Source organism: Frateuria soli, from assembly GCF_021117385.1.
GTDB lineage: Bacteria > Pseudomonadota > Gammaproteobacteria > Xanthomonadales > Rhodanobacteraceae > Frateuria_A > Frateuria_A soli.
The window spans coordinates 1,276,762-1,289,767 of sequence record NZ_CP088252.1; the positions used below are offsets into that span (position 1 = coordinate 1,276,762).

The 13,006-nt window shown below is 67.4% G+C and carries 15 protein-coding genes; 14 read left to right on the plus strand and 1 reads right to left on the minus strand.

The window, feature by feature from the left end; all coding sequences use genetic code 11:
- The first annotated feature begins 259 nt into the window (after positions 1-259).
- From LQ771_RS05855 to LQ771_RS05885, 7 genes are all read left to right on the plus strand, one after another.
- Positions 260-517: a lipopolysaccharide assembly protein LapA domain-containing protein gene (locus tag LQ771_RS05855; protein WP_231351424.1), complete on the plus strand. Its 258-nt coding sequence runs from the start codon at positions 260-262 to the stop codon at positions 515-517.
- A complete protein-coding gene (lapB, locus tag LQ771_RS05860; protein ID WP_231351425.1) occupies positions 514-1,686 on the plus strand; it encodes a lipopolysaccharide assembly protein LapB in 1,173 nt (390 codons plus the stop codon). The genes LQ771_RS05855 and lapB overlap by 4 nt, the downstream gene beginning before the upstream one ends.
- Positions 1,687-1,733: 47 nt before the next feature.
- Positions 1,734-2,723 (plus strand): MraY family glycosyltransferase, encoded by a 990-nt coding sequence (locus LQ771_RS05865; protein WP_231351426.1) that lies wholly within the window; start codon positions 1,734-1,736, stop codon positions 2,721-2,723.
- Positions 2,710-4,632, plus strand: a complete 1,923-nt coding sequence (locus LQ771_RS05870) for a polysaccharide biosynthesis protein (RefSeq protein ID WP_231351427.1) — start codon at positions 2,710-2,712, stop codon at positions 4,630-4,632. The genes LQ771_RS05865 and LQ771_RS05870 overlap by 14 nt, the downstream gene beginning before the upstream one ends.
- On the plus strand, positions 4,633-5,505 hold the full coding sequence (galU, locus tag LQ771_RS05875; protein ID WP_231351428.1) for a UTP--glucose-1-phosphate uridylyltransferase GalU: 873 nt from the start codon (positions 4,633-4,635) through the stop codon (positions 5,503-5,505). It begins immediately after the preceding gene.
- Positions 5,506-5,692: 187 nt separating this feature from the next.
- Positions 5,693-6,982: an NAD(P)/FAD-dependent oxidoreductase gene (locus LQ771_RS05880; RefSeq protein ID WP_231351429.1), complete on the plus strand. Its 1,290-nt coding sequence runs from the start codon at positions 5,693-5,695 to the stop codon at positions 6,980-6,982.
- Complete coding sequence (locus LQ771_RS05885) at positions 6,979-7,317, plus strand: tRNA-binding protein (protein WP_425491321.1); 339 nt, start codon at positions 6,979-6,981, stop codon at positions 7,315-7,317. Before LQ771_RS05880 ends, LQ771_RS05885 begins: the two co-directional genes overlap by 4 nt.
- Positions 7,318-7,531: 214 nt before the next feature.
- Here LQ771_RS05885 and ygfZ read toward each other — a convergent pair whose 3' ends face one another.
- Complete coding sequence (gene ygfZ, locus LQ771_RS05890; protein WP_231351431.1) at positions 7,532-8,323, minus strand: CAF17-like 4Fe-4S cluster assembly/insertion protein YgfZ; 792 nt, start codon at positions 8,321-8,323, stop codon at positions 7,532-7,534.
- A 175-nt stretch (positions 8,324-8,498) separates the two neighbouring features.
- On the opposite strand from ygfZ, the gene LQ771_RS16005 reads away from it, so the two are divergent.
- The 7 genes from LQ771_RS16005 (at position 8,499) to LQ771_RS05925 (ending at position 12,924) form a co-directional block, all read left to right on the plus strand.
- Entirely contained in the window at positions 8,499-8,603 is a 105-nt protein-coding gene (locus LQ771_RS16005) for a DUF1674 domain-containing protein (RefSeq protein WP_231351432.1), read from the plus strand.
- An 83-nt stretch (positions 8,604-8,686) separates the two neighbouring features.
- Positions 8,687-9,082, plus strand: coding sequence for a succinate dehydrogenase, cytochrome b556 subunit (gene sdhC / locus LQ771_RS05900; RefSeq protein WP_231351433.1), 396 nt, complete (start codon positions 8,687-8,689; stop codon positions 9,080-9,082).
- The gene (sdhD, locus tag LQ771_RS05905) at positions 9,079-9,474 is read left to right on the plus strand and encodes a succinate dehydrogenase, hydrophobic membrane anchor protein (RefSeq protein ID WP_231351434.1); all 396 of its coding nucleotides are present in this window, start codon (positions 9,079-9,081) and stop codon (positions 9,472-9,474) included. Before sdhC ends, sdhD begins: the two co-directional genes overlap by 4 nt.
- A 5-nt stretch (positions 9,475-9,479) precedes the next feature.
- On the plus strand, positions 9,480-11,267 hold the full coding sequence (gene sdhA, locus LQ771_RS05910; RefSeq protein ID WP_231351435.1) for a succinate dehydrogenase flavoprotein subunit: 1,788 nt from the start codon (positions 9,480-9,482) through the stop codon (positions 11,265-11,267).
- Positions 11,268-11,289: 22 nt separating this feature from the next.
- On the plus strand, positions 11,290-12,069 hold the full coding sequence (locus tag LQ771_RS05915; protein WP_231351436.1) for a succinate dehydrogenase iron-sulfur subunit: 780 nt from the start codon (positions 11,290-11,292) through the stop codon (positions 12,067-12,069).
- A gap of 218 nt (positions 12,070-12,287) precedes the next feature.
- Complete coding sequence (locus LQ771_RS05920) at positions 12,288-12,527, plus strand: FAD assembly factor SdhE (RefSeq protein WP_231351437.1); 240 nt, start codon at positions 12,288-12,290, stop codon at positions 12,525-12,527.
- Entirely contained in the window at positions 12,499-12,924 is a 426-nt protein-coding gene (locus LQ771_RS05925; RefSeq protein ID WP_231351438.1) for a hypothetical protein, read from the plus strand. The genes LQ771_RS05920 and LQ771_RS05925 overlap by 29 nt, the downstream gene beginning before the upstream one ends.
- Positions 12,925-13,006: the final 82 nt, after the last annotated feature.

Consider the following 13,006-nt stretch of genomic DNA (forward strand, 5'->3'; position numbering starts at 1 on the left):
CACGCAGCCACGATGGCTGAAAGTCGAGGTGTTTCAAGTTTCAAGGCAGGCGGCGCGAGCCGGTCCTGCCTTTTTGTTGCCTGTGGGAAAGGTGTCCGCCCGGTTTCCTCGTTCCGGGGCGAAAGCGAAGCCCGGGATGGGTTCGCAACGGCAACGCCCGAGCGGCACCGTTCCCCGGAACCACCTTCGGCTCGAGGGAGAGGCACCTGACGGCCCCCACGCTCGTGCCAGTTCAACCTGATTCGGGTAAAGTCGCGCGATGCGATTGATTGCCCTGCTCATCCTGGCGTTTTTTGTCGTCGTCGGCGTGGTCGTCGGCGCACTCAATGCCGATCCGGTGAGCTACGACCTGGCCTTCTTCCAGCTGACGATGCCCAAGGGTGCCGGGTTGCTGGTCGCCCTGGTGATCGGCTGGCTGCTGGGAGGGCTCACCGCCTGGTTGGGCATGAGCGTGCGCCATCGTCGCGTGCTGCGCCGCGCGCGGTCGTCCAGCGGGAAGACGCCGGCCCGCGCATGAGCATCCTCTACGTGCTGGTTCTGCTGGTGCCGGCCGCTTTTGCCAGCGGGTGGTTTGCGGCCCGCCGGGCAGCGGTCCATCGCTCGGGCATGCGCGTCAGCGAGCTGTCGTCCGATTACTTCCGCGGCCTCAACTACCTGCTCAACGAAGAACAGGACAAGGCGATCGAGGTCTTCCTGAAACTCGCCGAGTACAACCGCGACACGGTGGAAACCCACCTTGCCCTGGGTAACCTGTTTCGCCGCCGCGGCGAAGTCGATCGTGCCATCCGCCTGCACCAGCACCTGGTTTCGCGGCCGGGCCTGACCGAGGCGATGAAGACCGTCGCCTTGCTGGAACTGGGCGAAGACTACATGCGCGCCGGCCTGCTCGACCGCGCGGAAGCGCTGTTTTCCGACCTGGTCGCGATGAATGCACACGCGCCCTCGGCGCTGCGGCATCTTGTGGCGATCTACCAGCATGAACGCGACTGGCACAAGGCGATCGACCATGCGCGCCGGCTGGAGGCGATGACCGGCGACGACGAGTCCCCGATGATCGCCCAGTTCTATTGCGAGCTGGCCGAACAGGCACGCCAGCATGGCGCGCGATCGGAAGCGCGTGGCTACCTGCGGCAGGCCTTCGAATGCCAGGCCGACTGCGTGCGCGCCTTCATGCTCACCGGCCGCCTGCATGCCGAAGCGGGCGAGCACGCCGAAGCGGTCGAAGCCTATGAGGCGGCCGTCGGCGCGGACATCGCCTTCGTCCCGGAAATCCTGCCGCCGTTGCTCAACAGCTATGCGCGCACCGGGCAGATGGAGCGCGCCGAGCATTTCCTGCAGGACATTCTGGCGCGCTACAACGGCATCTCCCCGGTGTTGGCGCTGACCAAGCTCTATAACCAGCGTGATGGCGAGCGGGCGGGCATCGAGTTCCTGACCTCGCAGTTGCGCCAGCGCCCCTCGGTGCGCGGCCTGATGGCACTGATCGACGCGACCATGGACAAGATCGAGGGAGAGGCGCGCGAAAACTTTCTCATCCTGCGCGACCTCACCCGCAAGCTGCTCGAGGGCCAGGCGATGTATCGCTGCAGCCGCTGCGGCTTCGGCGCCAAGGCGCATCACTGGCAGTGCCCCAGCTGCAAGAGCTGGAGCACGATCCGCCCGATCCACGGCGTCGCCAACGAGTGATCCGGCCGGAACTCGCCACCGTGCTGGGATGGAGCCTGGCCGCGCTGGTGATCGCGGCGGTGGCGGCACGTGGTGCCATCGCCTATGCACGTCGTCGCGGCATGCTGGACCAACCCGGTCAGCGCCGCTCGCACACGCTTCCTACCCCCCGCGGTGGCGGCATCGGCATCGTGCTCGCCTGCCTCGTTGCCATACCCGGCGCATTCCTGAGCTTGCCCGGCCCCTGGTCCGGATGGACTACCGGCAGCCTGGCACTGGCCTTGCTCCTGGTCGCGGCGATCGGTTGGTGGGATGACCACCGGCCGTTGCGGCAATGGCCAAGGCTGGGCGTCCAGCTGCTGGCGACGGCATGCTTCAGCGCAGCACTGCTTGCCGATGCAGGCCTCGCGTGGGCGTGGCTGCCGCTGCTGGTGCTGGCCGGCGGCTGGAGTATCAACCTGCACAACTTCATGGACGGGATCGATGCACTGCTGGCACAGCAGGGCATCTTCGTCGCCGCCGGGCTCGGCTGCCTTGCCGCCAGCGTGGCCCAGCCTGCACTGGCGGGGGGGGCCTTCGTGGTGGCCGCGGGCTGCTTCGGGTTCTGGCTCTACAACCGGCCACCGGCCCGCATTTTCATGGGCGACGTGGGAAGCGGCAGCGTGGGCTTGCTGCTGTTCGCCTTCGGTGCGCTGTTATGGGGGATCGAACCGGCCTTGCTCTGGCCCGCACTCATCCTCGGGTCCGCATTTGTCGCCGATGCCAGCTTGACGTTGCTGAACCGCTTCTTACGCGGCAGGCGCTGGTATGCTCCGCATCGCGAGCATCTATACCAGTGGCTGGTACGATCCGGCCGCACGCATGCGCGCGCTGCCGCGTGGTACCTGGGTTGGAACCTGCTCGTCGCCGCGCCAGCCGCGGTTGTCGCGAGCCTGCTCCCGGCCATGGCATTGCCCGCCTGTGCCGCCGTCTATACGGCGGCGGGCGCAACATGGATCGTTGCCAAGCGCCGCTGCATGCGGCGTGCATCATTGAAGGACCGTTATGTCGCCACGTAAATGGATCGCCCTCATCCACCCTCGTATCGCCGTGGTCAGCCACGACCTGGCGATGGCCGGCCTTGCCTGGTGGATCGCCAAGGCACTGCGCTACGCCGCCGTGCAGGGGCAGGATGGCAGCTTCGATGTGCTCGAGTTTCCCATCGTGCTGGCGGTGCAGGGGCTGATCTTCACCTGGACGGGCCTCTACAAGGGTGTCTGGCGCTTCGCCAGCCTGCCGGACCTGTGGAACATCCTGAAAGCGGCGGTCTTCGGCGCGCTGGCCATCGGCCTGGCGCTGTTCCTCTACGAGCGCATGGAAGGCGTGCCACGCTCGGTGCTGCTGCTTTACCCGGTTGTCCTGACCCTGCTGCTGGGCCTGCCACGGCTGGCTTACCGCTTCTGGAAGGACAGCCGGCTCGACCTGTTCAGTACGCGCGCAGCCAAGCGGGTGCTCATCATCGGGGCCGATCGCGCGGCCGAGGCGCTGTCGCGCGATCTGCGTCATGACGGCCGCTACAGCGTGATCGGCTTTGTCGACGACAAGGGGAGCCTGCGCGGCGCTTCGATCAACGGCCATCCCGTGCTGGGCCGCATCGACCAGTTGCCGGAGCTTGCCCGCGAGGCGGCAGTCGAGATGCTGCTGATCGCGATGCCGGCCGCCACCACGGGAGAGATGCGGCGGGTGGTCGAGTTGTGCGACCAGACCGGGCTGCCGTACCGGACCGTGCCCCGACTGGAGGACGTGGTCGCCGGCCGCGCGCAGTTCAACGAGATCAAGGAAGTGGCGATCGAAGACCTGCTCGGCCGCGACGCGATCGAGCTCGACTGGACCGCCATCCGCGAGACGCTCACCGGTCGCCGCGTGCTGGTCACCGGCGGTGGCGGCTCGATCGGCTCGGAGCTGTGCCGTCAGGTTGCACGGCTGGGTGCGCAATCGCTGATCATCGTCGAACAGAGCGAATACAACCTCTACCGCATCGGCAAGGAACTGCGCACCGATTATCCCGAATTGCTGCTCGAGTGCGTGTTGTGCGACTGCGGCGACCGCGTGGCCATGCAGAAGGCCTTCGGCGAGACGCAGCCGCAAGTCGTGTTCCACGCGGCCGCCTACAAGCACGTGCCGATGTTGCAGAAGCAACTTCGCGCCGCCTTCCGCAACAACGTGCTTGGCACCCGCACGGTGGCCGATCTCGCCAACGAGTTCCAGGTCGAGTGCTTCGTGCTGATCTCGACAGACAAGGCAGTCAACCCTACCAGCGTGATGGGCGCCTGCAAGCGTGTGGCCGAGATCTATTGCCAGAACCTCAACGCGCATTCGGCCACGCACTACATCACGGTCCGCTTCGGCAACGTGCTCGATTCGGCCGGTTCCGTGGTGCCGCTGTTCCGCCAGCAGATCCGGGCGGGCGGGCCGGTGACCATCACCCATCCGGAGATCACCCGCTACTTCATGACCATCCCCGAGGCCTGCCAGCTGATCCTGCAGGCGGCCTGCCTCGGACAAGGCGGCGAGATCTTCGCGCTGGACATGGGCGAGCCGGTGAAGATCCGCGACCTGGCCGAGCAGATGATCCGGCTGGCCGGCAAGAAGCCCGGTACCGAAGTGCCGATCATCTATACCGGCTTGCGCGCGGGCGAGAAGCTGTTCGAGGAGCTGTTCCATCAGCTCGAGAATTACAGCGCCACCGCGCACGCCAAGATCTTCCTCGCGCAGCATCGCGAGGTTTCCTGGGAGCTGTTGCAGGCACTGCTCAACAAGGCCAGCGAAGCCACCCTCACATTCAATGAAGACGAACTGCGGCGCTGCGTTTCGAGCCTGCTGCCGTCGTTCCGCTGGAGCGACGTGGCACAGCCTGACAACGTGGTGTCCATCCGCCGCGAGGCGGGCCGCACCGAACAGGGCCGTATAGAAACAGGAGAAAGCTGAGTGACCAAGCCGTTGCGCAAGGTAGTGTTCCCCGTGGCCGGTCTTGGCACGCGTTTCCTGCCGGCGACCAAAGTGGTCGCCAAGGAAATGCTGCCGGTGCTGGACAAGCCGCTGATCCAGTATGCGGTCGATGAGGCGGTGGACGCTGGCGCCGACACCCTGGTGTTCGTTACCAACCGCTACAAGCACGCCATCGCCGATTACTTCGACAAGGCCTACGAGCTGGAGGCCAAGCTGGAGGAAAAGGGCAAGGACGAGCTGCTCGCCCTGGTACAGGGCACATTGCCCTCCAACGTGCGCGCGATCTTCGTCACGCAGCCGGAGGCACATGGCCTGGGTCATGCCGTCCTGTGCGCCAAACCGGTGGTGGGCAACGAGCCTTTCGGCATCATCCTGCCGGACGATCTGATCTGGAATCGCGGCAAAGGCGCGCTGGGCCAGATGGCCGCGCTGGCGGAATCGGAGAACGCCGGCGTGATCGCGGTGGAGGAAGTGCCGCACGACCAGACCGACAAGTACGGCATCGTCGACGCCGAGCCGATCGACCAGCGCAGCGCGCGCATCCGCTACATGGTCGAAAAGCCCAAGCCCGCCGATGCGCCTTCCAACCTTGCCGTGGTCGGCCGTTACGTGTTGCCGGGCCGCATCTTCGAGTTGCTGGAACAGACCAAGCCCGGGGCCGGCGGCGAGATCCAGCTCACCGACGCCATCGAGGCGCTGCTGACCGAGCAGGGCAAGGTGCTGGCCTATCGTTTCGAGGGCACCCGCTTCGACTGTGGCAACAAGGCCGGCCTGGTCCGGGCCACCATGCACATGGCCATGCAGGATCCCAAGCTCGCGCCGGTCGTGCGCGAGTTCGTCGGTCAGATCTGAGTCTCCGCACCAGGCGATGAGCCTGCAGGCGCCCGCCTGCAGGCTCATCGCGCGTAGGCAGTCCGGGCCGTAGCCGGCAAGCCGGCCTCCGCGGCGGTCGTCGCGCCAGTGGCTGGCATGTCGCCGGCCTGTTCGAACAGCGGCGTCCGCCGCGATATGCTCAGCCGTCGCCCGACTGGCCCGACCCATGCCGCCGTCGCCCGCCATCTCCTACTACCGCGCCACGGCCACGCCGTACGCCCCGTATGCGCCGCTCGACGGCCGGCACGAGGCGCGGGTGGCGGTGATCGGCGGCGGCTTCGCCGGGCTCAATACCGCGCTGGGGTTGGTCGAGCGCGGGCTGCGCGACGTGGTGCTGCTGGAGCGCGAGCAGGTTGGCTACGGGGCCTCCGGGCGCAACGGCGGTTTCGTGTTCGCCGGTTACTCGCTGGGCGAACAGGCGTTGTTCGACCAGCTGGGCGAGGCGCGTGCGCGCGCGCTGTTCCAGCGAACCGTCGACGGCGTGCATCGCATCCGCCAGCGTATCGCCGATTACTCGATTGCCTGCGATGCGGTGGACCAGGGCGTGATATGGGCCAACTGGTTCCGCGACCCGAACGTACTGCGCGCGCGCCAGCAATTGCTGGCCTCGCGCTATGGCGTGGCCTGGGAATGGCTGCCCGAAGCCGGGTTGCGCGAACTGGTCCGCAGCACGCGCTACCACGATGGCCTGTTCGAACGCGACGCGCTGCATCTGCATCCGCTCAACTACGCGATCGGCCTGGCCGGCGCCGCGGCCGGGCAGGGCGTGCGTATCCACGAACAAAGCGGCGTGCGCCGGCTGCAGCGCGAGGGCGACCGCTGGCGCGTGCAAACCGCGTCGGGCGAGGTGCTGGCAGAGCAGGTGGTGCTGGCCTGCGGTGGCTACCTGGCCGGGCTCGAGCGCGGCATCGACCGCGCGATCCTGCCGATCGCGACCTACGTGATGGTCACCGAGCCACTGGGCGACCGCCTGGCCGAATGCCTGGCCACGCGCGCGGCCGTCTACGACACGCGCTTCGCCTTCGACTACTACCGGCCCTTGCCGGACACGCGGCTGCTCTGGGGCGGCCACATTTCGGTGCTGGACCGTTCGCCGCGCGCCGTGCAACGGCTGCTGCGGCGCGACCTGCTGCGGGTGTTCCCGCAACTGGGCGGGGTGCGCGTCGACTACGCCTGGTCGGGACTCATGAGCTACGCACGCCACCAGATGCCGCAGATCGGCGGGCGTGAGGACGGCCTGTGGTGGGCGCAGGCGTTCGGTGGCCACGGCCTGAGTTCGACCTGTGCGGCCGGCGAGCTGCTGGCAGCCGCGATCGCCGAGGGCGACCCGGCGTGGCGCCAGTACGCCGATTACGGGTTGCCATCCACCTATCGGCCGTTCGGTTTCATGGCGGCGCAGGCCAGCTACTGGCGCGCCGAACTGCAGGATTGGCTGAAAACCACCCTGGAAGGATGAGCGTGGAAGAGATCAGCTGGGCGGACTTCGAGAAGGTCCTGATCGTGGCCGGCACGATCGTGCGCGTGGAAGCATTCCCCGAGGCACGCAAGCCGGCGTGGAAGGTGTGGGCGGACTTCGGGCCATATGGCGAGCGCAAGACCAGTGCGCAGATCGCCGCGCTCTATACGCCCGAGCAACTGGTCGGCAAGCAGATCGTGGGCGTGATCAATTTCCCGGAAAAGCAGATCGGTCCGTTCCGCTCGCAGTTCCTGTTGACCGGCTTCCATACCGACGCGGGCGTGGTGATCACCACGGTCGAGCGGCCGGTACCCAACGGCGCGCGCCTGTCGTGAGCACGCCCCGACGATCCGCGCCGGCGACGCCGCCGAGGTCGCGCGGCTAACTGGCGAACTGGGTTATCCGGTCGACGCACCGACCGTGGCAGCGCGGCTGGCCGCATTGATGGACGAGCCGCGCCAGTGCCTGCGCGCCATCGACGGGAAGCCTGCCTGACGGGCTGGATCGCCGCCGTGCGGCGCCTCGATCTGGAAGCCGGCGTGCGTGGGGTCAGTGGGCGATCGCCTGCACGAAGACGGTTCCGCTGCAGGACTTCGCTTCGATACCGGAATCCAGGCTGGCCTGCGTGTCGTCGTGCACCACCGCCAGGGCTTCGACAACGCCATCAACTCCCGCCACGTCCAGCAACCGGATCGCCGTCCCGCCTTCCACTTCCAGTCCGCTGCCCGGTTCCAGCGCGAGCGACAGCCGGACCCGCCGCAAACGCCGCTTGCTGCCGCCGCGGTAGTGCATGCGCGCGACGAGCTCCTGGCCCGGGTAGCAGCCTTTGTCCAGCGCGGTGGCCCCCAGCCTGCCAAGGTCCAGCCAGGCCGGCAGCAAATCATCGCCGGCGCCCGCCGGTAGCCAGGGCCAGCCTGCGCGCAACTGTGGCAGACGCCACGCGTCGTCGCCGTTCGTGGCGACCTTCAGGCCATGCGAGCCGCAACCGAGGATCAAGGTGTCGTCCCGTTCCACGACGGCATGCAGCGGCGTCGCTTCCACGGTCGCCAGCTCGCGTGCCGGCAGCGCAGACACACGCACGCTGGCGCGGAATACGTACCGCTGCAGCCCGGCAGCCAGTGCCTGTGCCTCGCCGCCACGCAAAAGCAGCCGCAGGCGATGTGCATCCAGGCGCATCAGGTGGAACAGGGCGCGCACCCGCCCTTGCGCATCGAGCCAGGCGCTGAACTGCCACTGGCCGTCGGCGAGCGTGGCGAGGTTGCTGCTGAATTGCGCTTGCGCGAACGCGATCGCGTCCGGGCCTTCGAGCGCGACGAGCTCTGCGGGGTAGGTGCTTGGCATGGCGATGAAATAAGGGAAGCATCGCCTGAAGGCAAGGTCCGGTCACTTTTTCGCGCGCCAGTCAAGGTTGTGCTGTGCGGTCAGCGCGTATTACGCTTTTGCGGCTCTACTTATGTCCGAGACCTCTTCCCAGACCGAACCCGCCCCTGCTTCCGCGCCCGCGGAGCAGCCAGCCGTGCCCGCGCGGCCGGCCGAGGGCGAGGCGCGACCGGAGCGGCCGGCGCCGGATCCCACGCGCTACGGCGACTGGGAAAAGAACGGACGCTGCATCGACTTCTGATCGGCCCGTGACGGCGCGAGCCGGTACAGGCACTCGGGAGCGGGCAATCGGGCACCAGCGATTCCACTACACGGATAGCCGCCATGGCAGACACGCGACGACCGCTCTCACCGCACCTTTCCGTCTACAAGTGGCAGGTGCAGATGGTGACCTCCATCCTCCATCGAGCCACCGGCATCGCCCTGTCCGTGGGCCTGCTGCTGGTGGCCTGGGGGCTGCTCGCACTCGCCGGCGGCGAGGAGCGCTACGGCCGCTTCGCCGCGTTTATCGGCAGCCCGATCGGCATCATCCTGCTGGTCGGCTGGAGCTGGTCGCTGTTCTATCACCTGTGCAACGGCATCCGCCACCTGGTGCAGGACGGCGGCTACGGCTACCAGATCGTGCAGTTCGTTCGCTCGAGCTGGACCTCGATCATCCTCAGCCTGCTGCTGACCGTGGCCGTATGGGCCTACGTGCTGACCCTGGGAGCCGGAGCATGAGCGCCTATCCGAAGGAATACCGCAACCCGCTGAAGAAGGCGCGCGGCCTGGGCTCGGCCCAGCACGGCGTGAGCCACTGGTGGGTGCAGCGTGTCACCGCCGTCGCACTGGTCGGCCTGGGCATCTGGCTGGTCACCCTGGTGCTACGCATGCTGCATGCCGACTACGCCAGCGCCCGCGAGCTGGTCGCGCGGCCGTGGAATGCGGTACTGCTGATCGCCTTCGTCGTCACCGCTTTCTGGCATGCCGTGCTCGGGCTGCAGGTGGTGATCGAGGATTACGTACACACCCGCTGGAAGGAGATCGCGCTCCTGACGGCGATCAAGTTCGTCGCCGTGCTCGCCGCCCTGGCGGGCGTGCTCGCGGTGCTGCGCATCGCCTTGGGAGCCTGAGTTCGATGGAAGCCTACAAGGTCCAGCAACACAAGTACGACGTGATCGTGGTCGGCGCCGGCGGCGCGGGCCTGCGCGCCACCTTCGGCCTGGCCGAGAAGGGTCTCAAGGCCGCATGCATCACCAAGGTCTTCCCGACCCGTTCGCATACCGTGGCGGCGCAGGGCGGCATCTCCGCCGCGCTGGGCAACATGGGCGAGGACGACTGGCGCTTCCACTATTACGACACCATCAAGGGCTCAGACTGGCTCGGCGACCAGGATGCGATCGAGTACATGTGCAAGGAAGCGCCGGCGGCGATCATCGAGCTGGAGCATTACGGCGTGCCGTTCTCGCGCACCGAAGAGGGCAAGATCTACCAGCGCCCGTTCGGCGGCATGACCACGCATTACGGCAAGGGCACCGCGCAGCGCACCTGCGCCGCGGCCGACCGCACCGGCCACGCGATCCTGCACACGCTGTACCAGCAGGCGCTGGCGCATGACGCCACGTTCTTCGTCGAGTATTTCGCGATCGACCTGATCTTCGACGAGGCCGGCGTCTGTCGCGGCGTGCTCGCGCTGGACATGAACGAGGGCACGCTGCATTTCTTCCGCGGCCATGCCGTGGTTCTGGCCACCGGCGGCTACGGCCGCGCCTACTTCAGCGCCACCTCGGCGCACACCTGCACCGGCGACGGCGGTGGCATGGTGCTGCGCGCGGGCCTCGCGCTGCAGGACATGGAGTTCGTGCAGTTCCACCCGACCGGCATCTACGGCGCCGGCTGCCTGATCACCGAGGGCGTCCGTGGCGAGGGTGGCTATCTGACCAACTCCGAGGGCGAGCGCTTCATGGAGCGCTACGCGCCCAGCGCCAAGGACCTGGCTTCGCGCGACGTGGTCAGCCGCGCGATGACCATCGAGATCCGCGAGGGTCGCGGCGTCGGCCCGGAGAAGGACCACATCCATCTGAACCTGATGCACCTGGGCGCCGACGTAATCCACGAGCGCCTGCCGGGCATCGCCGAGTCGGCGCGCATCTTCGCCGGCGTGGACGTGACGAAGGAGCCGATCCCGGTCATCCCGACCGTGCACTACAACATGGGCGGCATCCCGACCAACTACCACGGTGAAGTGGTGCAGAAGAAGGGCGACGACGTCGATGCCGTGGTGCCGGGCCTGTTCGCCATCGGCGAGGCCGCTTGCGTGTCGGTGCACGGCGCCAACCGCCTGGGCTCCAACTCCCTCCTCGACCTGGTGGTGTTCGGTCGTGCAGTGGCCGGCCGCTGCGCCGAACTGATCAAGCCCGACACGCTGCACAAGGACCTGCCGGCCAGCATCCTGGACAAGGCGCTGGGGCGCTTCGACGCGATCCGCCATGCCAAGGGCAACAAGCCCACCGCGCAGATCCGCGCCGAGATGCAGAAGACCATGCAGAAGGATGCGGCGGTGTTCCGTACCGGCGAGACGCTGGCCGAAGGCAAGCGGCGCATTTCCGAGGTGTTCGACTCCTTCAAGGATGTCAGCGTCACCGACCGCTCGCTGGTGTGGAACACCGACCTGATCGAGACGCTGGAGCTTTCCAACCTGCTCGCCCAGGCCGTGGTCACCATGCATTCGGCCGAGCAGCGCAAGGAAAGCCGCGGCGCCCACGCCCGCGAGGACTTCCCGGAGCGCGACGACGAGCACTGGATGAAGCACACCCTGGTCAGCCTGAGCGACGTGGGCCAGACCAGCTTCGACTTCCGCCCGGTGCACATGTACACGCTGACCGACGAGGTCGACGTGGTGCCGCCGAAGAAGCGCGTTTACTGAGCAACCGGACCGGAGACACATCGTGGCAGAGTTCACGCTACCGAAGAATTCCAAGATCCAGTCCGGCAAGCACTTTCCGGCCAAGGGCGCCAAGAAGCCGCGCACCTTCAAGATCTATCGCTGGAGCCCGGACGACGGCCAGAACCCGCGCGTCGACACCTACGAGATCGACCTGGCCGCTTGCGGCCCGATGGTTCTGGACGCGTTGCTGAAGATCAAGAACGAGATCGATCCGACGCTCACGCTGCGCCGCTCCTGCCGCGAAGGCATCTGCGGTTCGTGCGCGATGAACATCGAGGGCACCAACACGCTGGCCTGCACCAAGGCCATCGACGACTGCAAAGGCGGCGAAGTCGCGATCTATCCGCTGCCGCACATGCCGGTGGTCAAGGACCTGGTGCCGGATCTCACGCACTTCTACGCGCAGTACGCGTCGATCAAGCCGTGGATCCGTACGCAGAGCCCGGCACCGGCACGCGAGCGCCTGCAGTCCCCCGAGGACCGCAAGAAGCTGGACGGCTACTACGAGTGCATCCTCTGCGCCTGTTGCTCCACCGCATGTCCGAGCTACTGGTGGAACGGCGACCGCTACCTCGGTCCGGCCATCCTGCTGCAGGCCTACCGCTGGATCGCCGACACCCGCGACGAGGCCACTGGCGAGCGCCTGGACGAACTGGAAGATCCGTTCAAGCTCTACCGCTGCCACACCATCATGAACTGCGCGCGCACCTGCCCGAAGGGCCTGAATCCGGCCAAGGCGATCGCTGAGATCAAGAAGCTGATGGTCGAGCGCCGCTCGTAAGAGCCCGCATGTGAGCGCCCTCTCCCCACCGGGCGGAGGGCCGCGGCGAGGGGCACTCTCGCGAAGTACTTCACCGGAGCCGCCGTCATGCAGCCGGGACACGCAAAACGCGCTTCGCACGGACGTCCGGCAGACCACGCCAAGGCGTTGTTTCGGCTTCCCGGCGAGTCCCGGCCATCCCCCCGTCGGGGAGCGGAAGCCGGAACCGGCGCGTCGCCATGAGCCTCTCCCGCTTGCGCTGGCGTGCCCGGCGCGGTACGCGCGAACTCGATGCCCTGCTGGGCGGCTGGCTGGACGAGCGCTACGCCGAGGCCACCCCGGCGACGCGCCAGGCCTTCGACGAGCTGCTCGACGCCCAGGATCCGAGCCTGTGGGACTGGATCATGGGCTACGCGCAAGCCCCGCGCGACGACTGGCAGGCGATCGTCGATGACATCCGCACCCGCCATCGGCTTTGACTACCGGCCCTCGCGCCTGCCGGCCCGACTGACGGCGATCGTTGGCGCACTCGCCTTCGTCGCCATCGCACTGAGCGGCGCGCCCCTCGCACTCAAGCTTCTGCTCTGGGCGGGTACCCTTGTGCTGGCCGCCGTCGTGGCGCGGCGCTCGATGCGCTCGTGCATCGTCGGCATAGGCTACGGACCGGAAGGATGGGCGCTCTATCGCGCCGATCGCACGCAACTCCCGGCCACGCTGCTCTCCCATCGCGTGATCGGCACCTGCGTGCTGCTGCGCCTCCGGACCGACGAGACGACCGAAGTCCTGATACTTGCGCCGGACAACAGCGATCCCGACATCCGCCGTCGCCTGCGCATGCGCCTGTTCGCGCAAGCTCCGACTGCCGGCATCCTGTAGGGAGGCGTCCCCGGGGCGCGCCGGCCTGCGTGGCACTTTTCCGCATGCGCACGGTCCGAGCGAATACCCGATAATGCTCCGA

Excerpts from the sequence above, each read along its gene's own strand:
- ygfZ (WP_231351431.1), bottom strand. The coding sequence starts at position 8,323 with ATGCCAAGCACCTACCCCGCAGAGCTCGTCGCGCTCGAAGGCCCGGAC.
- sdhA (WP_231351435.1), top strand. The coding sequence starts at position 9,480 with ATGGAAGCCTACAAGGTCCAGCAACACAAGTACGACGTGATCGTGGTC.
- LQ771_RS05885 (WP_425491321.1), top strand. The coding sequence starts at position 6,979 with ATGAGCGTGGAAGAGATCAGCTGGGCGGACTTCGAGAAGGTCCTGATC.
- lapB (WP_231351425.1), top strand. The coding sequence starts at position 514 with ATGAGCATCCTCTACGTGCTGGTTCTGCTGGTGCCGGCCGCTTTTGCC.
- LQ771_RS05920 (WP_231351437.1), top strand. The coding sequence starts at position 12,288 with ATGAGCCTCTCCCGCTTGCGCTGGCGTGCCCGGCGCGGTACGCGCGAA.
- sdhD (WP_231351434.1), top strand. The coding sequence starts at position 9,079 with ATGAGCGCCTATCCGAAGGAATACCGCAACCCGCTGAAGAAGGCGCGC.
- sdhC (WP_231351433.1), top strand. The coding sequence starts at position 8,687 with ATGGCAGACACGCGACGACCGCTCTCACCGCACCTTTCCGTCTACAAG.
- LQ771_RS05925 (WP_231351438.1), top strand. The coding sequence starts at position 12,499 with ATGACATCCGCACCCGCCATCGGCTTTGACTACCGGCCCTCGCGCCTG.
- LQ771_RS05880 (WP_231351429.1), top strand. The coding sequence starts at position 5,693 with ATGCCGCCGTCGCCCGCCATCTCCTACTACCGCGCCACGGCCACGCCG.
- LQ771_RS05870 (WP_231351427.1), top strand. The coding sequence starts at position 2,710 with ATGTCGCCACGTAAATGGATCGCCCTCATCCACCCTCGTATCGCCGTG.
- LQ771_RS05855 (WP_231351424.1), top strand. The coding sequence starts at position 260 with ATGCGATTGATTGCCCTGCTCATCCTGGCGTTTTTTGTCGTCGTCGGC.